The 20992-nt window shown below is 63.7% G+C and carries 14 protein-coding genes and 1 pseudogene; 6 read left to right on the top strand and 9 right to left on the bottom strand.

Going from position 1 to position 20992, the window contains the following annotated elements; genetic code table 11:
- Positions 1-42 precede the first annotated feature (42 nt).
- Positions 43-605, top strand: a pseudogene (locus ACTHLA_RS04360) (HD domain-containing protein).
- Positions 602-1573, top strand: a complete 972-nt coding sequence (locus tag ACTHLA_RS04365) for an NUDIX hydrolase (protein WP_440185855.1) — start codon at positions 602-604, stop codon at positions 1571-1573. The pseudogene ACTHLA_RS04360 and the gene ACTHLA_RS04365 overlap by 4 nt, the downstream one beginning before the upstream one ends.
- On the opposite strand, the gene ACTHLA_RS04370 is transcribed toward ACTHLA_RS04365, so the two are convergent.
- The 6 genes from ACTHLA_RS04370 to ACTHLA_RS04395 form a co-directional block, all read right to left on the bottom strand.
- The gene (locus ACTHLA_RS04370) at positions 1570-3369 is read right to left on the bottom strand and encodes an ABC transporter ATP-binding protein (RefSeq protein ID WP_440185857.1); all 1800 of its coding nucleotides are present in this window, start codon (positions 3367-3369) and stop codon (positions 1570-1572) included. The two genes, ACTHLA_RS04365 and ACTHLA_RS04370, sit on opposite strands and share 4 nt — an antisense overlap.
- The gene (locus ACTHLA_RS04375) at positions 3369-4094 is read right to left on the bottom strand and encodes a hypothetical protein (protein ID WP_440185859.1); all 726 of its coding nucleotides are present in this window, start codon (positions 4092-4094) and stop codon (positions 3369-3371) included. The genes ACTHLA_RS04370 and ACTHLA_RS04375 overlap by 1 nt, the downstream gene beginning before the upstream one ends.
- A 98-nt stretch (positions 4095-4192) precedes the next feature.
- Positions 4193-5074 (bottom strand): OmpA family protein, encoded by an 882-nt coding sequence (locus ACTHLA_RS04380; RefSeq protein WP_440185861.1) that lies wholly within the window; start codon positions 5072-5074, stop codon positions 4193-4195.
- 142 nt (positions 5075-5216) lie between these two features.
- On the bottom strand, positions 5217-7880 hold the full coding sequence (ppdK, locus tag ACTHLA_RS04385; RefSeq protein ID WP_440185863.1) for a pyruvate, phosphate dikinase: 2664 nt from the start codon (positions 7878-7880) through the stop codon (positions 5217-5219).
- 90 nt (positions 7881-7970) lie between these two features.
- On the bottom strand, positions 7971-10250 hold the full coding sequence (glyS, locus tag ACTHLA_RS04390) for a glycine--tRNA ligase subunit beta (RefSeq protein WP_440185865.1): 2280 nt from the start codon (positions 10248-10250) through the stop codon (positions 7971-7973).
- 2 nt (positions 10251-10252) lie between these two features.
- Entirely contained in the window at positions 10253-11167 is a 915-nt protein-coding gene (locus ACTHLA_RS04395; RefSeq protein ID WP_440185867.1) for a glycine--tRNA ligase subunit alpha, read from the bottom strand.
- Positions 11168-11300: 133 nt separating this feature from the next.
- Here ACTHLA_RS04395 and ACTHLA_RS04400 point away from each other — a divergent pair, with 133 nt between their 5' ends.
- Together ACTHLA_RS04400 and ACTHLA_RS04405 are read left to right on the top strand one after the other, a co-directional pair.
- The gene (locus ACTHLA_RS04400; protein ID WP_440185869.1) at positions 11301-12596 is read left to right on the top strand and encodes an AmpG family muropeptide MFS transporter; all 1296 of its coding nucleotides are present in this window, start codon (positions 11301-11303) and stop codon (positions 12594-12596) included.
- A gap of 70 nt (positions 12597-12666) precedes the next feature.
- Positions 12667-13140 (top strand): DUF6157 family protein, encoded by a 474-nt coding sequence (locus tag ACTHLA_RS04405; protein ID WP_440185871.1) that lies wholly within the window; start codon positions 12667-12669, stop codon positions 13138-13140.
- Here ACTHLA_RS04405 and ACTHLA_RS04410 read toward each other — a convergent pair.
- The 3 genes from ACTHLA_RS04410 to ACTHLA_RS04420 all read right to left on the bottom strand — a co-directional run bounded on the left by ACTHLA_RS04410 (position 13069) and on the right by ACTHLA_RS04420 (position 17726).
- A complete protein-coding gene (locus tag ACTHLA_RS04410; RefSeq protein WP_440185872.1) occupies positions 13069-13923 on the bottom strand; it encodes a 4-(cytidine 5'-diphospho)-2-C-methyl-D-erythritol kinase in 855 nt (284 codons plus the stop codon). The two genes, ACTHLA_RS04405 and ACTHLA_RS04410, sit on opposite strands and share 72 nt — an antisense overlap.
- A gap of 222 nt (positions 13924-14145) precedes the next feature.
- Positions 14146-15939, bottom strand: coding sequence for a tetratricopeptide repeat protein (locus ACTHLA_RS04415; RefSeq protein ID WP_440185873.1), 1794 nt, complete (start codon positions 15937-15939; stop codon positions 14146-14148).
- Between the two features lie 110 nt (positions 15940-16049).
- Positions 16050-17726, bottom strand: a complete 1677-nt coding sequence (locus ACTHLA_RS04420; RefSeq protein ID WP_440185874.1) for an electron transfer flavoprotein-ubiquinone oxidoreductase — start codon at positions 17724-17726, stop codon at positions 16050-16052.
- Positions 17727-17828: 102 nt separating this feature from the next.
- On the opposite strand from ACTHLA_RS04420, the gene ACTHLA_RS04425 reads away from it, so the two are divergent.
- Positions 17829-18659: a uracil-DNA glycosylase gene (locus ACTHLA_RS04425; protein WP_440185875.1), complete on the top strand. Its 831-nt coding sequence runs from the start codon at positions 17829-17831 to the stop codon at positions 18657-18659.
- A gap of 188 nt (positions 18660-18847) precedes the next feature.
- The coding region (locus ACTHLA_RS04430; protein WP_440185876.1) for a transglycosylase SLT domain-containing protein at positions 18848-20992 on the top strand (2145 nt) is incomplete at its 3' end.

Raw genomic sequence — 20992 nt, forward strand, 5'->3', positions numbered from 1 at the left:
CGTAAATCCCAAAAAACCGTGGAACCGCGCGCGTGGCAGCGCATGTTGTCCGGGCGTCGGCTTGACCTGCTTGATCCACACGCCATCGACATCGAGATCGACGACATCGCTCTGGGTCTGTCGCGCGTCGCGCGCTGGAACGGCCAGACGCGCGGCGAACATGGCTTCAGCGTCGCGCAGCACAGCCTGATCGTCGAGGAGATCTGCGGCCATATCCAGCCGGAACTGGCGGTCAACTGGCGATTGATGGCGCTACTGCACGATGCCGCCGAATATGTGATCGGCGACATGATTTCGCCGTTCAAGGCGGCCCTGGGGCTCGATTACCGCCGCTTTGAGGACCAGTTGGAAAAGGCGATCCATATCCGCTTCGGCCTGCCCGCCCTGATGCCGGCCCCGGTCAAGAAGCTGATCAAACAGGCCGATCACGCCTGCGCCTTTTCGAGGCGACGCAACTGGTCGGTTTCAGCGACGCCGAGGCGCGGCAATGGTTCGGCCAGCCGCCTTCAGGTTACGACCTTCTCATCGAACCCCTGTCGCCGAACGCCGCCAGCGCCGCCTTTGTGGCGCGTTTCGAGACCCTGCTGGCGCGGCTGAACGCATGACGCAGGATCTGGCCATCGAACTGTCGGCGGTGGTCGTGACGGTGCGCGACAACGAAGCCTGCGTCCTGTGCCTGAACCTTGCCGATAAGAACCTTTCCGATAAGAATTTGCCCGATAAGGACGGCCCCGCCTACGCCCTGCCGTCCGGGCCGTTCGCGCCGCGCGCGCACCGCACCTTCGACCTGGCCCTGCGCGCCTTCGTGCGCGAACAGACCGGCTTCAAGATCGGCTATGTCGAGCAGCTCTATTCGTTCGGCGACGCCGACCGCGAGGCCGTTCTGCCCGGTCTGAAGGCCGAGCGCATCGTCTCGATCGGCTATCTGGCCCTGACCAGCGACAGCGATTTTCAGGCGCGCATCAACGCCGCTTGGGCGCCGTTTCAGCGCTTCTTTCCGTGGGAGGACTGGCGCTGCGAACGCAATCCGGCGCTGGAGGCGCTGCGCGAACCGCTGGCGCGCTGGTGTGCGGGGGCGCCCACGCCTGAGGAGGCCTCCTTGCGCCGCCGCCGCGTTGAGAGCCTGTTCCCGCGCGAACTTGACCACTGGAACGAAGAGCGCGTTCTGGACCGCTACGAACTGCTGTACGCTGCGGGTCTGATCGGCGAGGCGCGACGCGGAACGGACGACGCCCCGCCTCTCTATGGCGGCGAGCCGATGGCCTCGGACCATCGCCGCATCCTGGCCACCGGTCTGTCGCGCCTGCGCGGCAAGCTGAAATACCGCCCGATCATTTTCGAGCTGACCCCGCCGCGCTTCACCCTGCTGGAATTGCAGAAGTCGCTGGAGGCGCTGTCGGGCCTGCGCCTGCACAAGCAGAATTTCCGCCGCGGGCTGGAGCGCACCGGCTTCCTCGCGCCCACCGGCCAGATGCGCGACGACACCGGCGGTCGCCCGGCGGAACTCTACGCCTATGACCGCGATCGCTTCCGCGTCAGCCCGTCATCGGGCCTGAGCCTGCCACGGGCTTAGGTTTTAAACTGCTCGTCATAGAGCTTCTGATAAAGACCGCCCTGCGCCAGCAAACCCGCATGCGTACCGCGCTCGACAATGCGCCCGTGATCCATGACCAGGATGTCATCGGCGCTCAGCACCGTGCTGAGGCGGTGCGCAATGACCAGGCTGCTGCGGCCCGCCAGCAGGGTTTTCATCGCCTCGCTGATGCGCGCCTCGGAACGCGAATCGAGCGACGAGGTCGCCTCATCGAGAATGATCAGGCGCGGATCGCGCAGGGCGACGCGCGCAATCGCCAGTCTCTGCTTCTCGCCGCCGGACAGTTTATAGCCGCGCTCGCCGATCACCGTGTCGAGCCCGTCAGGCAAGGCTTCGACCACATCGCGGACATGGGCGATGTCGAGCGCGCGCCACAGCTCGGCCTCGTCGGCGCCTGGCTTGGCGTAAAGCAGGCTGTCGCGAACGCTGGCGTTAAAGAAGATCGCCTCCTGCGTCACCACCGCGATCAGCCGCGTCAGCTGCGCGAAGTCGAGATCGCGCAGATCGACGCCGTCCAGCAGCACGCGGCCTTCGGTCGGATCGTAAAGCCGGGTCGCCAGATAGCTTAGGCTGGTCTTGCCCGCGCCACTGGGGCCGACCAGGGCCAGCATCCGGCCCGGCGCCAGATCGAAGTCGATCCCGTCCAACACCTTGCGGTCGGCGCCGTAACGCAGCGACACGCCGTCAAAACACAGTCCGCCCCTGGGTTCGGCGATGCGGACAGGGTGCGGCGGCTCAGTCATATCCACGGACAGATCGAGCCAGGCGAAGATGCGCTGGAACAGGCTGGCGGCGCTGATCAGATCGACCTGGGCGTTGACCAGCGATGTCGCGGGCGCGTACAGCCGCCCCAGAAAGCCGACAAAGGCGACGATGGTGCCGGTGGTGATTCGTCCGTCGATCGCCTCCCAGCCGCCGACCAGATAGATCAGGGCCGGGCCGACGCTGGCGAAGGACATGATGAACAATAGGAACCAGCGCCCCAGCGTGCTTTGTTTGATCACCAGTTGACGCAACTGCGCCGCCCGCTCAGAGAAATCCGCGCGCTCAGTGGCCTGCGCGCCGAACAGGCGCATCAGCAGGAAGCCGCCGACCGACAGGCGCTCCTGCATATAGGCGGTGAACTCGGCCAGCCTCTGCTGAGTCTCCTTCGCCACGTCGCCGCGCGCGCGTCCCACCTTACGCGTCGGCAGAATAAACACCGGCAGGATGCCGAGCGCGATCAGGGCCAGCCGCCAGTCCAGATGCAGGATCACCAGCGCCGTCACCACCACGGTCAGCGTGTTGCTGATCAGATTGACCATGGTGTTGCTGACCACATTGCGGATGCTCGCCACATCGCTTTGCAGGCGCGACTGAATCTCGCCGGAGCGGGTGTGGGTGTAGAATTGCAGCGACTGAGCAAGCAGACGCGCATGCATCTCCATGCGGATGCCGTAGATCACGTCCTCGCCGAGACGGGTGACGACATAGCTCTGCCATACGCCCAGCAGGTTGGCGGCCAGCGGCGCCAGGATCATGCCCGCAACCAGCAGGGCGAGAGTCTGAAAATCCTTGTGCGGGATCGCCTGGTCGATCACCTGCCGGATCAAAAGGCCCGGAACGACGCCCAAAGCCGCCGCCGCCGCCAGACAGAACAGGATGGCCAGGGCCGAGCCCCAGGACGGGGTCAGATAACGCAGGATGCGCCGCCATTCGCCGATGGTCAGGCGCACCGGCGGGCCTTCCGGCGCCGAGGACGGCATCAGGCTGTTCAGATAGGCAGATCGCGCCACTAGGCGAGCTTCACCAGCTTCGCGGCCTGCGCCATCCAGTTTTCGCGCGCGACGCGGTCGCCGGGGCGGATGCGGTTGGCGATCCAGGCGACCTGTTCCGGTCCCCAGCCCGCCACCTGCCAATAATGCCAGATTCCCAGCGCGTTCAGCTCGGCCTCGACGCCGGGCGCGGCGCCGGACAGCACGCTGAGATCGTCAGGCGAACCTTGCGGCGCCGACAGACGCGCAGGCTCCAGACCGACGCCCGCCTGCTCGACCGCGGCGACGACGCTGTGCGGCGACATGGCGGCCAGACTGGAGACGCGGCGTTGCAGATTGTCGCCCTGCGGTTTGAGCGTGATGTGCGCCGGGGTCTGCGGTTGCGTCGTCACCGGCGATGCGCCATGCACGATCCCGACCGGCAGCGGCGTGTACGGTCCGCTGGCGGCAGGTTGCGATCTGGCCAATATGCCCGCGGTAAAGGCTTCGGCGGCGGCGTCAAGATAGGCCACCGGCGCAGGACGGGCGGCGGGCGCAGGTTCAGGCTTCGCCTCTGGCGTGGCCGCAAGTGTTTTCGGTTCGTCGTCCAGCAGCATGGGCGCCGGCATGGCGCGGCGCGGCGTCTTGCGCGGCGCCGGGGTCACAAGATAGGCCAGCAGCGCCGGGACGAAGAAGGCCACGGCGAACAGAAGGCCTGTCTTCGCCAGCAACAGATCCATGCCATGCACATGATTGAGCAGGTTCATCGCTTCGCCCGCTTCATCAGCACGCCGGTCAGCAGGCCAATACCTGCCGCCGCCGCCAGAAACCAGCGCAATTCCATGACCAGATGCACCATCGCCCCCTACCCCGCATTCACTGAAAAAACGATCCGGCGATTCTGTTCGCGCCCTTCCGGCGTGGCGTTGTCCGCCACCGGCAGGGCTGCGCCATAGCCGCGCACCGCGATGCGGTCGGCGGTCAGGCCCTTTTTCACCAGTGCGTCGGCCACCGCCTGGGCGCGCGCCTGCGAAATCAACTGATTGACCGTCCCATCGCCGACATTATCGGTATAGCCTGATATGGTCAGACGCGCCGTCGCCGGACAGGCCGCCACCACGCGATAGACATCGTTCAGCACGACGCGGCTGGGGCTGGTCAGATCGTAGGTGCCTGGCTCGAAATCGAGGCGCTGGCCGGTCATGACGGCGTTGACGCGCTGTTCGCAGCTATTGGCGGCGACGGTTGCGGCCTCATAGGCGGCGTCGCCCGCCACGCGCGGTTTGTCGCTGTTCGCTGCGACCGCCGTGGCGCGCGCGCCCTCGACTGGCGGCGGCGCGGCCATCGAGGCGGCGGGCGCGACCTGCGAGGCGGGCAAGGCGCTGTGGTCGTTGTCGGCGGGCACCGGCGGGGTCGCGACATCGGCGATCGCCACGCGGCTGACGGGACGGTTGAGAAGCGCGCCGCCGTGCGCGATATGCGGCTCGCCCGGCATGGCGACGCCGGACACGACGGTCTTCGCCTCAGTCAATTCGGCGACGTGGGCCGGATCATTGTCCTTGAGCCGAAGGGTGACGTCCTGCCCGCTGACCTCGGCCTTGACGTGGATCAGGCCATTATCGGCCAGCGCCCGGTTCACAGCGGTCTGCAGGTTGGTCTGCATCTGCGGCAAGACCTGCGTGGTCGCCACGACAGCCAGAGCCGCCGTCGCCGCTATCCCTAGAAATGCTACGGCGCCGGCCTTCATGGCGTCCCCTCTGCGCTGATCCGTTAACCTTTTTATCGCGGGAACGCACAGGAGACAAGCCGGGAAACCCCGCGGTTGAATGTAATGACAAAGCCCGGACGCGCAAACGTCCGGGCTTTGCGTGATTTACGAGCGGGAGGCCTTACTTCGACACAATCGCCGCCTGCGCCGCCGCAAGTCTGGCGACCGGCACACGGTAGGGCGAACACGACACGTAGCCGAGGCCCTGACGGTGGCAGAAGGCGATCGAGGCCGGATCGCCGCCATGTTCGCCGCAGATGCCCAGCTTGATGTCCGGGCGCGTGGCGCGGCCCTTCTCGGCGGCCATGCTGATCAGCGCCCCGACGCCGTCCTGATCGAGCGACACGAACGGGTCTTTCTCGAAAATACCCTTTTCAATGTAGGGGTTGAGGAAACGACCTGAGTCATCGCGCGAAATGCCGAAGGTCGTCTGGGTCAGGTCGTTGGTGCCGAAGGAGAAGAACTCCGCCGTCTCGGCCAGCTTGTCCGCCATCAGGGCCGCGCGCGGCAGCTCGATCATGGTGCCGACCTTATAATCGACGCTCTTGCCGCGCGCCGCGAACACGGCCTTGGCGACGCGGTGCGTCATGTCGGTCAGGTACTTCATCTCGGCGCGGGTGGCGACCAGCGGGTGCATGATCTCAGGCTGAGGCTTGCCGCCCGCCTCAATGCGGTCGATGGCCGCGTCGAAAATGGCTTCAAGCTGCGATTCGTAAATCTCCGGGAAGGTCACGCCCAGGCGGCATCCGCGCCAGCCGAGCATCGGATTGGTTTCCGACAGCTCCTTGGTGCGCTTCATCAGCTTGTCCTCGCCGACGCCCGACGCCTCGGCCACCTGCGCCACATCTTCGGGCGTATGCGGCAGGAATTCGTGCAGCGGCGGATCGAGCAGACGGATGGTGACTGGCAGGCCGTCCATGATCTCGAACAGTTCGGCGAAGTCCGCCTTCTGCATCGGCTGGATCTTGGCCAGAGCCTTGCGGCGGCCCGCCTCGTCGTCGGCCAGGATCATTTCGCGCACGGCGGCGATGCGGTCTTCGTCGAAGAACATATGCTCGGTGCGGCACAGGCCGATGCCTTCCGCCCCGAAGCCGAGCGCAGTGCGCGCATCCGTCGGGGTTTCGGCATTGGTGCGGATGGCAAGCCGCTTATGCTCGTCCGCCCAGCTCATGATCTGATGGAAGTCTTCGGAGAATTCCGGCTCGATCATGCGCACGGCGCCCTTGATGATCTCGCCGCTTGAACCGTCGAGCGTGATCAGGTCGCCAAAGCGATAGGACTGGCCGCGGGCGGTGAATTCGCCACGCTCGGCATAGATGTTCATCTCACCGGCGCCCGATACGCACGGACGACCCATGCCGCGCGCCACGACGGCGGCGTGGCTGGTCATGCCGCCGCGCGCGGTGACGATGGCCTTGGCGGCGTGCATGCCGTGAATATCCTCCGGCGAGGTCTCATCGCGCACCAGGATCACGTCTTCACCCGCCGCGGCCAGACGCACGGCGTCATCGGCGGTGAAGACGATCTTGCCGCAGGCCGCGCCCGGCGAGGCGGGCAGGCCCTTGGCGATGACGATCTTTTCCGCCGCCGGGTCGATCATCGGGTGCAGCAACTGGTCCAGCGAGGCCGGATCGACGCGCATCAAGGCTTCGGCGGGCGTGATCAGCCCTTCCTTCGCCATATCGACCGCGATCTTTAAGCCTGCGCGCGAGGTGCGCTTGGCGTTGCGGGTTTGCAGCATGTAGAGCTGGCCCTGCTCGACCGTGAACTCGACGTCCTGCACGTCGCGGTAATGGCGCTCCAGCGTATCAACCGTTGATTTGAACTGCGCGAACACCTCGGGAAGCTGCTCCTCCATCGACGGATTGCGCTCGCCCATATCTTCGCGCGCCTTCTTGGTCAGGGCCTGCGGCGTGCGGATGCCCGCCACCACGTCCTCGCCCTGCGCATTGAGCAGGAATTCGCCGTACAGCTCGCCCTCGCCGGTCGAAGGGTTGCGCGTAAAGGCGACGCCCGTGGCCGAGGTGTCGCCCATATTGCCGAACACCATCGACTGCACATTGACCGCCGTGCCCCAGTCTTCGGGGATGTCGTGCATCTTGCGATAGAATTTGGCGCGGTCGTTCATCCAAGAGCCGAACACCGCCTTGACCGCGCCCCAGAGTTGGTCCTTGGGCTCCTGCGGGAAGTCGCGGCCCAGTTCGGACTTCACCATATCCTTGTAATCGGCAATGACCTTTTCCCAGTCCTTGGCCGTAATATCGGTATCGACGCTGACGCCCAGACGGTCCTTGTGATCGTCGAGAATGTCCTCGAAGCTGTGGTGCGACACGCCCAGCACGACGTTCGAGTACATGGTGATGAAGCGGCGGTAGCAGTCGAGCGCGAAGCGGCGGTCGCCGGTCAGGCTGGCCAGACCTTCAACCGTGGCGTCGTTGAGGCCCAGATTCAGCACCGTGTCCATCATGCCCGGCATCGAGGCGCGAGCCCCGGAGCGCACCGACACCAGCAGCGGATTCTCGACCTGGCCGAAGCCCTTGCCGGTCACCTTTTCCAGATCGCAGAGAGCGTATTCGACCTCAGCCTCCAGGCCCTGCGGCAGCTCCGAATTGTTCTTGAAATAATGGACGCAGGCTTCGGTGGTGATGGTGAAGCCCGCCGGGACCGGCAGGTTCAGCGACGACATTTCGGCGAGATTCGCTCCCTTGCCGCCCAGCAAGTCTTTCATACCGGCGTTTCCGTCGGCCTGACCGGCCCGGAAAGCGTATACCCATTGCTTAGACATGAATGTTCCCTTTTTCACTTCGCAAGCAGTTTATGTTTCAGGATCGCGTTGGCTCGCAATTCCATGATTTTCTTGTCGATTATAAAAAATCTATCCGGCAATGCGGGACAGGTCCGCAATTCCGGCCGACAACGCACACACCCCGGCCAGCAGATTCAGACGCGCGGCTCTGACGCCCGCATCCTCGGCATTGACCAGAACTTCATCGAGGAAGCCATCGACATTTTGCCGCAATGCAGCAATGGCTTGCAAGGCTTCCGCGTAATTTTCCGTGGCGAGCGCCTTTTGCACAACGCCCTGCGCCTTGACCAGCGCGTCCACCAGCGCCGTTTCAGCGGCTTCGGCTTCGCTTGAGGCCAAAGGCGCGCCCGCCGCTTCGCTCCACTTGGCGGCGGCGAGGATATTGGCCGCGCGCTTGTGGGTCTGGATCAGGTCGTCGCCCTCAGCCAGCACGGCTTCGAGCGCATCAAGCTTCTTCGTCAGGCGCAGAATATCGTCATCTTTCAGCGCAAACACGGCGTCCAGCACGTCCGGCGCATGGCCTTCCTCGCGCAGTTGCACCTTCAGGCGGTCGTTGAAGAAGTCGAGAATGTCCGGACGAACATCATTAAACGCAGCAAATTGGAATTTGGGCGCGGAAAATACGCCACTGCCGCCATAAAGCCTCTCTCTATTCAGACCAAATGTGAGCGCTGAATTTTCCCCTCCTTCTGCAACAGATACTATCCCGTTAAGCAATCCATCAAAGAAGATACGTTTACTGGCTTCAGGAAACTCTAATTCATGCAGCTCATACGACGGGCCTAGCGCTACAAAACCATCGCCATTTTCAACAATAATTGACAATTTTGAATGGCAATAATTTATAATTGAAAGATACCAAGCTCGAACGAGATCATTAATCGACGCTCTCACATTTTGATCGCGTACAATTCGCAAAATCCCTAACGCCGAGCGACGCAGCGCATAAGGATCTTTTGAACCCGTTGGCTTTTCACCAATGGCGAAGAAGCCGATCAGCGTATCCAGCTTGTCCGCCAGCGCCACGGTCGCGGCGACCTTGCCTTCGGGCAGGCTGTCGGACGGGCCTTGCGGCTTGTAATGCTGGCGGATGGCGTCGGCGACCTCACGATCCAGCCCCGCCGCATCGGCGTAATAACCGCCCATCACGCCCTGCAATTCGGGAAATTCGCCGACCATGTAGGAGGCCAGATCGGCCTTGGCGAGACGCGCGGCCTGCTCGACCTTGCCCACATCCGCGCCCGTGATCGGCGCCAGATGCTTCGCCAGAGCGACGATACGCTCGACGCGCTGCTTCATGGTGCCGAGCTTGACGTGGAAGGTCGTGCCTTCCAGCTTCGTCAACCATTGATCGAAATTGCCCGAACGGTTGTCTTCCTTCCAGAAGAAGACGCCGTCCGACAGCCGCGCCGACAAGACCTTGGCGTTGCCGCGGCGGATTTCCGAGCCGTCATCCGTCGGCTCAATATTGGCGACCAGCACGAAATGCGGGGCCATTTTGCCGGTTTTAGCGTCACGAACCGCAAAATACTTCTGGTGCGTGCGCATCGAGGTCTTGATGACCTCCGGCGGCAGGGTCAGGAATTGCGGGTCCATATCGCCGAGCATCGGCACAGGCCATTCGTTCAGCCCCGCGACCTCCTCAAGCAGGCCCTGATCTTCGATCAGTTCGCAACCCGCAATGTCACAGACCATGCGCGCCTTATCGAGAATGACCGCCTGCCGCTCTGCATGATCCAGAATGACAAAATTCTCGCGCAAGCCATTTACGTAGCTTGAAAAATCGCTCACGCCGAAGGCTTCCCCCGACCCCAGGAAACGATGGCCCTGCGTCAGGTTCGACGCCAAAATCCCTTCCAGCTCGAACGGCACGACCTGCCCGTCGAACAGGAACAGGATGCGCTTCAACGGCCGCACCCAGCGGAAGCTCGACGTGCCCGAGCGCATCGACTTCGGCCACGGAAAGCTCAAAATCACCTCACGCAGCATGTCGGGCAGCACATCGACCGTGCGGCGGCCGGGCTTTTCGATCTTCGCCATCCACACGCCGTTTTCGACGACAAGCTGGTCCTGAGTCAGGCCGACCTTGCGCAGGAACCCGGCCATGGCCTGTTCCGGCGCGCCCTCGCGCGGCCCCTTGACCTCCTCGGTGACGGCGGCCTGCTCGACCGGCAGGCCATCGACCACCAGAGCCAGACGGCGCGGGCTGACCTTGGCTTGCATACCCGCAAAGCTCAGGCCGGAGGCGGCGAATTTCGCCCCCATCAGCCGCTCGAAATCGCGCGCCGCGCCAAGCTGCATACGCGCGGGAATTTCCTCGGAGAACAGTTCGATCAGAAGCTGGGCCATGTTTATTGCCCTACCACTTCGTTGCTTGAGGGCATACGCACCTCCTCCTGGCGCGCCCACTCTTGCGCGCACGCCTTACAGAGATCGCGGATGCGCCCGATATAGCTCTGGCGCTCGGCCACGGCGATGGCGCCGCGCGCATCCATCAGGTTGAACAGGTGCGACGCCTTCAGCACATGGTCATAGGCGGGCAGAACCAGCGGATAGCCGAGGCTGTTCTTCGTCTCCAGAATACGCTTCACCTGAATTTCCATATCCTCGAACTGGCGCTTGAGCGTCGCCACGTCCGACGCCTCGAAATTGAAGGCCGAAAACTGGCGCTCCTGCTCCTTGAACACCTCGCCATAGGTGACGCCTGCCTTGTTGAACTTCAGGTCATAGACGTTATCGACGTTTTGCAGATACATGCACAGGCGCTCTAAGCCATAGGTCAGCTCGCCCGACACCACATCGACCTCGATGCCGCCGACGCCCTGAAAATAGGTGTATTGCGTGACCTCCATGCCGTCGCACCATACCTCCCAGCCAAGGCCCCAGGCCCCGACCGTCGGGTTTTCCCAGTCATCCTCAACGAAGCGGATATCGTGCAGATGCGTATCCAGCCCGATCGCCTTGAGCGAGCCGAGATACAATTCCTGCAAATTCTCCGGGTTCGGCTTCAGGATCACCTGATACTGGTAATAGTGCTGCAAGCGGTTCGGGTTCTCGCCATAGCGGCCATCGACCGGGCGGCGCGACGGCTGTACATAGGCGGCGCGCCACGGCTTCTTACCCAGCGCGCGCAGGACGGTCGCCGGATGCAGCGTGCCCGCCCCGACCTCGACATCATAGGGTTGCAGGATGGCGCAGCCCTGTTCGGACCAGTAGGCGTGCAGGGTCAGGATCAAATCCTGAAAGCTCAGAGGTTCAGACGACATAAAAACGGCGTATCCGGTGGTCGAAATTTGGCGCGAACATACTGGCCCGCCCCCTCCGCCGCAAGCGCTAAGACCACACAAAGCCTTCGCTTTCTTCGCAGAATCGGCCTTGATCGTATCCGGTGAGAAGACAATGACCCTATCCCCCAATCTGTCGGCCCTGCGCGCCAGCCTGAAACGCCCGACCTCGTGGCTGCTGATCGCGCTCGGCTTCTCGTCCGGCCTGCCGTTTCTGCTGGTCGGATCGACCCTGAACCTGTGGCTGCGCGGGGCGGGCGTGTCTTTGAGCGTGATCGGCTTCGTGTCCTGGGCGAGCCTGCTTTACGGCCTGAAAATCCTGTGGGCGCCGTGGATGGACAAGGCGCACATCCCGTTCCTGCACGCCCTGCTGGGCCAGCGCCGCTCCTACATGCTGTTAAGCCAGATCGGCGTCGCGATAGGTTTGTGCGCCATGGCCCTGATCGGACCGGCGCACCTGCCCGCCTTCGTCGCGGCGGCGGTCTTCGTCACCTTCTGCGCCGCCTCGCAGGAGATCGCGGTGGACGCCTGGCGCGTCGAGGAGACGAAAACCGAAACCGATCAGGCGTTTAACCCCAGCGCCTACAGCCTCGGCGTCAAGATCGGTCTGTGGTCGGCCTCCTCGATCATCCTGATCGCGGGCAATCATTTTGGCTGGCCGCTGACCTATGAGATCATGGCCGGGGCGCTGATTATCGGGGTGATCGCCACCTTAGCCGCTCACCGCACCGAGGCGGAGCAGCGCTATGACGCCGCGCCGAAATCGTTCCGGCAACTGATTGTCGAGCCTTTTGAGAGCTTCTTCGCCGAACATGCCGGAACCGCCGGGCTGATCCTGCTCACCCTCGCCTTTTACCGACTCGGCGACTATCTGATCGGGCCGGTCTGTACGCCCATGTATCAGGACACCGGCCTCGATCTTGACGCCATCGGGGCCTTGCGCGGCACTGTCGGGCTGGCGGCGGGCTTTATCGGCATCGGCATTGGCGGAGCGTGTCTGTATTTTCTGGGCCTGCAACGCGCCTTCTGGCTCGGCGCACTGGTCGGCCCCGCCTCCAACCTGTTCTTTAGCTGGATGTCGCTGGTCCACGGCTCCGTCGCCCTGTTCGGCGCGGCTCTGGTCGTCGATGATATCGGCGACGGCGTCGCTGAGACGGCGCTCGTCGCCTTTATGACGAAGATGACCGGGCGCGACCACACCCTGACCCATTATGCGCTGATGTATTCGGTGGCGGCGCTGACGGGCAAGTTTTTCAAAGGCTTTTCCGGCCTTTTGATCGACAGCGTCAAGCCCTCTATCGGCCTGTTTCCGGCCTATGCCGCCTTCTTCGCCTTTACGGCGGCGCTGGCGATTCCAACCTTGATCCTGTGCTGGCGACTGCGGCGAAACGGCGTCTTTACGGCGGGCTGAAACGGCGTAAAATCGCATCGCGTTTTTATGGCCATGCGCGCATTTATGGCTGCAAAAACAGGGTGAAGCCGTGAAAAAAATCGCCAATACCTTCATCACCATCGCCGACGATTGTCCAAACCGGCAAGGCGTCCCGCCGCCCGAGCGCGACGGCGCCCGCAGCATCGCGCGGCTGCATTTCGACCTCTTGAACGACCATCCGTATGAATACGATATCGACGCGCTCAATTTCGAGGTCTGGCGGTTGCGCAACGGCCTGTCCGAGGTCGAGGCCGCACAGCATCGCGACGCCTTTTTCAGCAAGGGCCATCCGTGCATGCGCGCCTCGCCCCTGACCAAACAATATGGCTATGGCGCCCATTATAACGCCTCAGGCAAGATCGCGATTTATCCCGTCGATTCCGTCGCCTATGGCAAATTGCTCAATGATCCTGACAACAGGGTCGAAAAGGCGATGCGCAACAAGCGCGCCTCAGCCGAGCTGGCAGGCGCGCACCCAGGCCGTCGGCCACAGGACGCGCATCCGCTCCGCCACGTCTCCTGACGCCTGTTCGTCGCGGCAGAGGGCGAAACAGGTGGCGCCGGACCCGGACATGCGCGCCAGCAAGACGTCCGGCTGATCACGCAGAGAGGTCAGTACATCGACAATCACCGGCTGCAACCGGATGGCGGGCGACTCCAGATCGTTACGCGTCGCCTTCAGTGCGGCGACCAGTCCGTCAATATTGACAATATCCGCAAAGCCTTGTTTCGCCTCGATTGCTTCAAAGCACCCGAGCGCGTCATAGGCCGCAAATACCTGCGGCGTCGAACAGGCGACTCCCGGATTGATCAGCACGCAAGGCATGGACGGCAGTTTCACGGGCGTCAGCAGTTCGCCATAGCCTTCGGCGAAGGCGCTCTGACTGCGCAGGCACATCACGCCGTCCGCGCCGGTAGCCTGCGCCATCTCGTCCAGCAGCTCGTCGCTGATCTGCGGCGCGTAGGTCGCCTTCAACAACCGCAAAGTCGCCCCCGCATCGGCGCTGCCGCCGCCAATGCCCGACGCCAAAGGCAATTGCTTATCCAGATGCAGACCGTGGCGCAATTCAACGCCCGCCAGCGCCTCAAACCGCCGCGCCGCCCTGAGGATCAGATTGTCCTCGCCCGCGCTCAGGCCCGCGCCAAAAGGCCCGTCGATGGTAAGTCCCGGCGCGTCGGTGAGAGATACCTGATCGCCTATGTCCGCAAAGGCCACCAGGCTTTGCAGCGGATGCCAGCCGCGCGCATCGGGCGCCGCAACGTGCAGGTACAGATTGATCTTGGCGCGCGCCAGTTCGGAAGTCATGAACAATACTTCTTATGTTTTGGCTCTTATGTCTTGCCTCCCCCTCTCCCCATGCAAATGGGGAGAGGACGAGAGCCGAGCGAAAGCGAAGGCGATCGGGTGAGGGGCCGCCAGCCGGTTGAGCGCAGAGGATGGGCAGCCCCTCACCCGAGGATCGGCGGCTTCGCCTTGCTCCTCGTCCTCTCCCCATGTGCATGGGGAGAGGGGGAAATATGCGCTGGCTTACCGTCGGCGCGGTTTGGGCGCGTCGTTGAGCGCCGTGGTCTGCGCGCGCGCAGGCCCAGGATTGAGCGCGGCGGGGGGCGCCGACGCCATGCGGATCGCGGCGGCGTTCTCGTCGATCTTGCGCCGCACCTCGGCGGCCTGCTTGTCGCTGGTCTTCAACGTCAGCACACGGCCCCACTCATAGCCCGCCTCGACATTGCGGCCCATCGCCTTATAGACGTCGCCCAGATGCTCGTTGATCTCCGGGTCGGCGGGCTCAAGCTGCACGGCCTGCTCGATAAAGCTGAGCGCCTGCTCATAGTCGCCGAGCTTGTAATAGCCCCAGCCGAGCGAATCGATGACCGCGCCGGATTTGGGCGTAATGTTGAGCGCCGAGCGCACCAGATCCATGCCCTCCTGCACATGCTGGCCGCGGCTGATCCAGCCATAGCCGAGGAAGTTGAGGATTTCTGGACGTCCCGGATTCATCGCCTGCGCCTTCTTGATCGCCGTTTCGGCGTTCGGCCAGTCATCGAGCGAATCGTAGATCATCGCCTTCAGAAACCAGGTCTGCCAGGTGAAGTCGGCGTCCCCGGCCCGCTTGGCGCGCGCCTGCAAGGCGTCCAGCGCCGCCTGATCCTTGAAATCGGCGTGCAGCAGCCCCGCCTGCTCGCTGACCAGAGCCAGATTGTCAGGTTCCTGTTGCAACGCCTGGCTCAGGAGATCGAGCGCGCCCGCATTGTCGTCATTGTCACGACGCAGCCCGGCCCGGCGCAAGCTTGCCTCGGCGTAGAACGGCGAATCCTTGCCGATGGCCGCCCACACCGAGTCGGCTGCGGCGTCATCGTCCAGCGACTGCTCGACCTGGCCCAAAAAGATGCGCGCGCGATCCGGCGTCGGGTCGAGATAGAGCGACAGGCGCACGCTGGCCAGCGCCATCTCCGAATCGCGTTGACTGAAGGCGATGGTCGAGGACACGAACAGGCCCTGCGCCAGCGACGCCCTCAGATCCGGCAAAGCCGGCGCCGGGCCGTTATCCGCCAGCCGCTTCAAAGCGGCGCGCGAAGCGGCGTCGTTGGTCTGGGCGGCGATGCCGCTCCACAGGGTTTTCGCCTCATCGGCGCGCCCGCGACGCTCCAGAAAGGCCGCATAGTCGGGGCCAAAAATATAGCTGGCGGCGCCGGGCTGGCACAGCGCCTTATAGATCGCCTCGGCCTTGTCATTCTGACCGCGCAGCTCATAGAGACGCGCGCGTTCCGATTTGAGCAGATAGACCAGCAGCCGCCCGCTGTCGCTGCCGTTGAGCGCCGCATCGCCGGACTCGTCAAACGCCTGATCCCATTTGCCATTCATGGCCAGCACATAGGGCCGCATCAAAACGGCGTTACGGTCCTGCGGGCGCACCTTGAGCGCCGCGTCGATCTGTTTGAGCGCCAGCCCCTTGCGCCCGTCATGCACCGCGACCACGGCCTGCACCAGCGGCGCCATCAGTTGCGCGGTGTCCGAGCCCTTGCTGACCTGAGGCGCAATCTTCGCGGCGCTGTCGATATCGCCGTTGAGAATGCCGATCAGAAAGGCGCTTTCGCGCAGGTCCGAACTGCCCGGATCGGCGGCGGCGGCGGCGTTCATCGCCTCAGCGGCGGTCGCGACATCGCCGTTCGCAATCGCGTAGCGACCGATCAGAAAATTGGCGTAAGGCGAGCGCGGCGTCCCCAGCTCCGCCGAGGCCGTGCCCATAATGGGCGTCGCCGCCGCAGGCAGGGCGAAGGCGGAAAAGAGCAGGGCGACGCGAAAAGCAGAGAAAGCACGCATGAGAGGCGAATGACCTTTTTACAGACGACAGCCTGAAAGTAAGCTGCAATCCTATAAAGTCAAAACCTGTCACGCAAAAGTTGACAAGACGTCAGCATTGCGGCGCGTCTCTACATATTCGGATAGTTGGGCCCGCCGCCGCCTTCCGGGCAGGTCCAGACGATATTGCCCGTCGGATCCTTGATGTCGCAGGTCTTGCAGTGGACGCAGTTCTGCGCGTTGATCTGCAGACGCGGCTGGTGCTGCTCCAGCCCGACAATCTCATACACGCCCGCCGGGCAGTAGCGCTGCGCCGGTTCGGCGTATTTGGGCAGGTTGATGTCGATCGGAATATGCGGGTCTTTCAGCCGCAGGTGGACCGGCTGGTCCTCCTCGTGATTGGTGCTGGACAAAAACACCGAGGACAGCTTGTCGAAGGACAAAACGCCGTCCGGCTTGGGATAGTTGATTGGCTTGAACTCGACGGCGGGCTTGAGCGAATGGGCGTCGCTCTTGCCGTGGCTCAGCGTGCCGAGGAAGGAGAAACCGCCCAGCAGTTTCGTACACCACATCTCGACCCCGCCGACCAGCGTGCCGAGGCTTGTGCCGAGGCGCGACAAAAGCGGCTTGACGTTGCGCACCAGTTTGAGTTCGCGCGCGATGTCGGATTTGTCATAGGCGGTCTGATAGCCCTCCAGCACGCGCGGCGCCTCGCCTTGCAGCGCCTTGATCGCCGCGTCCGCCGCTAAAATACCGCTCTTGATGGCGTTGTGGCTGCCCTTGATGCGCGGCACATTGACGAAGCCCGCCGAACATCCGATCAGCGCGCCGCCGGGGAAGACCAGCCGCGGCACGGACTGAAAGCCGCCTTCATTGAGCGCCCGCGCGCCATAGGCGACGCGCTCGCCGCCCTCCAGCGTTTCGCGGATCACCGGATGGTGCTTGAAGCGCTGGAATTCGTCATAGGGCGACAGATACGGATTGGCGTAGTTCAGATGCGTGACGAAGCCGATGGCGACATAATGGTCGCCGAAATGGTACAGGAACGAGCCGCCGCCGGTGCGGTCGTCGAGCGGCCAGCCCAGTGTGTGCTGCACCAGCCCCGGCTTGAACTGCTTCGGTTTGACCTTCCACAATTCCTTGATCCCCAGACCGTATTTCTGACAGTCGCTGTCACGGTCGAGATCGAACTTGCGAATAACCTGCTGCGACAGCGAGCCGCGCGCACCCTCGGCGAAGAAGGTGTATTTGGCGCGCAGTTCAAGACCCGGCTGATAGTCCGGCTTGTGATGGCCGTCCTTCGCCACGCCGAACACGCCCGCCACCACGCCGGCCACGCCGCCGTCTTCGTCATACAGCACTTCCGAACAGGCCATGCCCGGATAGATTTCCACGCCAAGGCCCTCGGCCTGCTCGGCCAGCCAGCGGCTGATATTGCCCAGCGACGCGATATAACAGCCGTGATTGCTCATATAGTCGGGCTTGGGCAGCCAGGAAATGTCCATCGCGCCCTGCGGCCCCAGGAACAGGAACTTGTCGTCCGTCACCGGCGTCTCCAGCGGCGCGCCCAAGTCCTTCCAGTTCGGAAACAGTTTGGCCAGACCCGACGGGTCAATGACCGCGCCCGACAGGATATGAGCGCCGATCTCAGAGCCCTTCTCCAGCACCGCGACGCTGACCTCGATACCGGCCTGAGCCGCCTGCTGCTTGAGACGGATGGCCGACGACAGGCCCGCCGGACCGCCGCCGACGATGACGACGTCATAATCCATCGACTCGCGCATCGCTGCTTGTTCGCTGTCCGCCATAGCCTCTAACCCTTTTTCGCCGCCGTTTTGCTTTGAACTTCCCGGCAAGTCATCCTATGACTGACCAAAGACGCTTCTATCGACAAGGCCCCCGTCCCATATATGCCGTACAGTGACGACATTTCTCAGGAGATCGAAAGCTATCTGGGCTTCCTGATCGACCATGAGTTGGACGACGCCTATGAGACTGAGCCTCTTAATCGGACTCTCAGTGAAAATAAACAACGGATTCAACGTGCCGTAGCGGCGCCTGCGCACATTCAGGTGACGGCGCCGCCCGCGGGCGGCGCGGTCAACGCCCTGCGGCCGCCAGGTATGGTGCATCTCGACATCGCCGCGGCCCAGCATGAGGCGAAACAGCGCGCCGCCGCCGCGCGCAGCTTCGACGAGTTGTACGCCGAACTCGACGCTTTCCAGCACATGCCGCTGCGCCACGAGGGCGCGAAAGCGCTGGTGAAATTCCGCGGCGCCCCCGCCCCGGCCCTGATGGTGATCGGCGAACCGCCCGACCCCGATGAGGACGACAGCGGCCTCGCCTTTGCGGGCAAGCCGGGCGAGTTGATGGACAAGGCGCTGAAGGCGGCGGGGCTGGAGACGCAAAGCCTGCTGGCGCCGTGCGTCCCGTGGCGTCCGGCGGGCGGGCGCCCGCTCACCCCCGAAGACGTGACCCTGAGCGCGCCCTTCCTGCACGCCCTGATCCGGCTGGCGCAGCCGAAGGCGCTGCTGCTGCTGGGCGCCCCCGCCGTCGCCTGCGCGCTGAATCTCGACCAGAGCCTGTCAAAACTGCGCGGGCGCGTGGTCAGCTATCATGAAAACGGCCTGCAAATCCCGGTCGTCGCCGCCTATCCGCCGCGCCTGCTGCTTAGCCAGCCGCAGGCCAAGGCGCTGTTCTGGCGCGACCTGCTGGAACTGAAGGTCAAGGCCGGCCTCTGATCGCTCACATTTAAGTGAGCCTTGCCTGAACAGTCGGCTCGGTCCGATTTTCGCCACATCTGACAGCGAGTTAAAGGGGCTGCGACATAAGGCGGCAAGGCCATATGGCTTGCCAGCTCATCAATATCCGATTAGTCTCAACTCTTTCCGTAGCGCCACCGGCCTGCCCTCTGACCAAGGACACCGTTTTGACGTCTAAGCGTTTTGCCCCCCGCTCCGTTCGCGCCCGCTTCGGGTTGATCAACGCCGCCGCGTTGAGCCTCGCCCTGATGACAGCGGCGCCCGCCATGGCGACGGCGCACAAGACCGCGACGCACAAGACCGCGACGCACAAGACGTCAACAGCTTCTAAATCCACCAAATCCACGCACGGCGCCAAGGCGGTCAGGACTTCAGCGCATACGGATAAGTCCAGCGCAAAAAAGATCCCGGTCGCGACAAAACACGGCAAGTCCGACACGGCGGCGCTGAAGACAGCGCTCAAGGCCGAGGGCAAAAAGAGCGTCAAGCCGGTCAAGACCTCAGCGCAGGTGTCCGGCAAGAAGCTGCTCGCCACCGATTCGTTCGCCGCCGACGGCATGGACGCCCTGACGCGCGCGCTGGCGGCCGTGCCGAAGACATTCTTACCGGAAAAGTCCACTGCGGCGTCCGATCATACCACGACCGAAGCGCCGGTCGTCATGAACGCCGCGCCGGTCCCGTACCGCCTGATCGCCACCTCGGCGCCGGTCAGCGCCAAGCCCTATGTCGCCCCGCTGTCCGATCAGGACGCCAGCCTCTATCAGGCCGCCTTCACGCTGATCGACCAGGGCAGGTATGACGACGCCGAGGCGCAACTGGCGCAGGTCAGCGACAAGAGCCTGATGGGCTATGCCGAATACCATAAGCTGTTCAGCCGCGGATACACCTCGACCTATGATGAATTGATCGCATGGCTCAACACCTATGGCGACCAGCCGATGGCGATGAATGTCTGGAATCTGGCCAAGCGTAAAAAGCCTGATGGCGCGCCGGACCCTGCCTTCCCTTCGCTGAACGGCGCGCCGCCCCTGACCGCCGCGACGGGCGCGGACTCCGCCGCCGTCGCCCTGTCGGCCAAGGTTTCGCTCACGGATTCGACGCCGCATATAGGCGCGCCGGACGGCGATGATGCGGCGCCGGAACTGGACTCGCCGCTGACGCCGAAATCGGCGCGCTCGGCCTACAATAATGGCGACCTCGAAGGCGCGGTGAAGCTGGGTCGTCAGATCGGCGATCACTGGGTGGCCGGTCTGGCCCTGTGGCGGCTGAAGCGCTTTGATCAGGCTCTGACCGAGTTCAAATTCGTCGCCACCGATCCCAGCCGCAATTCGTGGAGCCAGTCCAGCGGCGCCTATTGGGCGGGCCGCTGCGCCTTGCAGCTCAAGGATCAGGACGACGCGCAATCGTGGTTCAAGATCGCGGCCAGCTTCCCCTTTACCTTCTATGGTCTGGTCGCCGAGGCGCGTCTGGGCGTGACGCCCGCCGTCGAACTGGCGAAAAAGGGCCTGCCGCCCAGCTTCAACGTCGATTCCCGCGACGCGCTCAAGGCCAGCCTGAGCGGCAATTTCGCCTGGGCCCTGTCCGATCCGCGCGCGCGCCGTCTCGACGCTCTGGTGCAGATCGGCCGCACCGACGACGCGCAGGACGAACTGAAATCGGCGATTCAACATGCGGGCGGCGCGGCGGACCGCGACAACTGGCTGGCCCTGGCCGCCAAGACCCATGTGCCGTTCAACCAGTTGACGACCTCGGACTGGCTGTTTGACGCCTCCAGCTATCCGATGCCCGACTACGGCCCCAGCAGCGGCCTCAAGGTCGATAAGGCGCTTCTGTTCGCCTTTGCGCGCAAGGAAAGCAAGTTCAACCCGAAAGCCTATTCCTATGCGGGCGCTTATGGCCTGCTGCAACTGATGCCCTCCACGGCGGCGCTGGTCGAGAACGATTCCAGCTACGCCAAACGTCCGAAAAAGCTGCTCGACCCGGACGTCAATCTCAAGGTCGGTCAGGACTATATCAACCGCCTGCAGGATTCGAGCATCGTGTCGGGCGACCTGCTGCGCACCATCGCCGCCTATAATGCCGGGCCGCGCCCGGTGAAGGACGCGCTCGATTCGCTGGGCGACGGCTCGGATTCGCTGCTGGTCATGGAGTCGATCCCGGTCGCCCAGACGCGGCAATATGTCGAGGAGGTCGCCGCCTCCTACTGGATCTACCGCCAGCTCATGAATCAGCAGACCCCGACCCTGGCCATGGCGGCCAGCGATTCGCCGGTCATCGCCGTCGGCAAGGACGAAGGCCCCGCCGCGCCGATC

The sequence above is a fragment of the Asticcacaulis sp. genome (assembly GCF_051956075.1).
GTDB lineage: Bacteria > Pseudomonadota > Alphaproteobacteria > Caulobacterales > Caulobacteraceae > Asticcacaulis.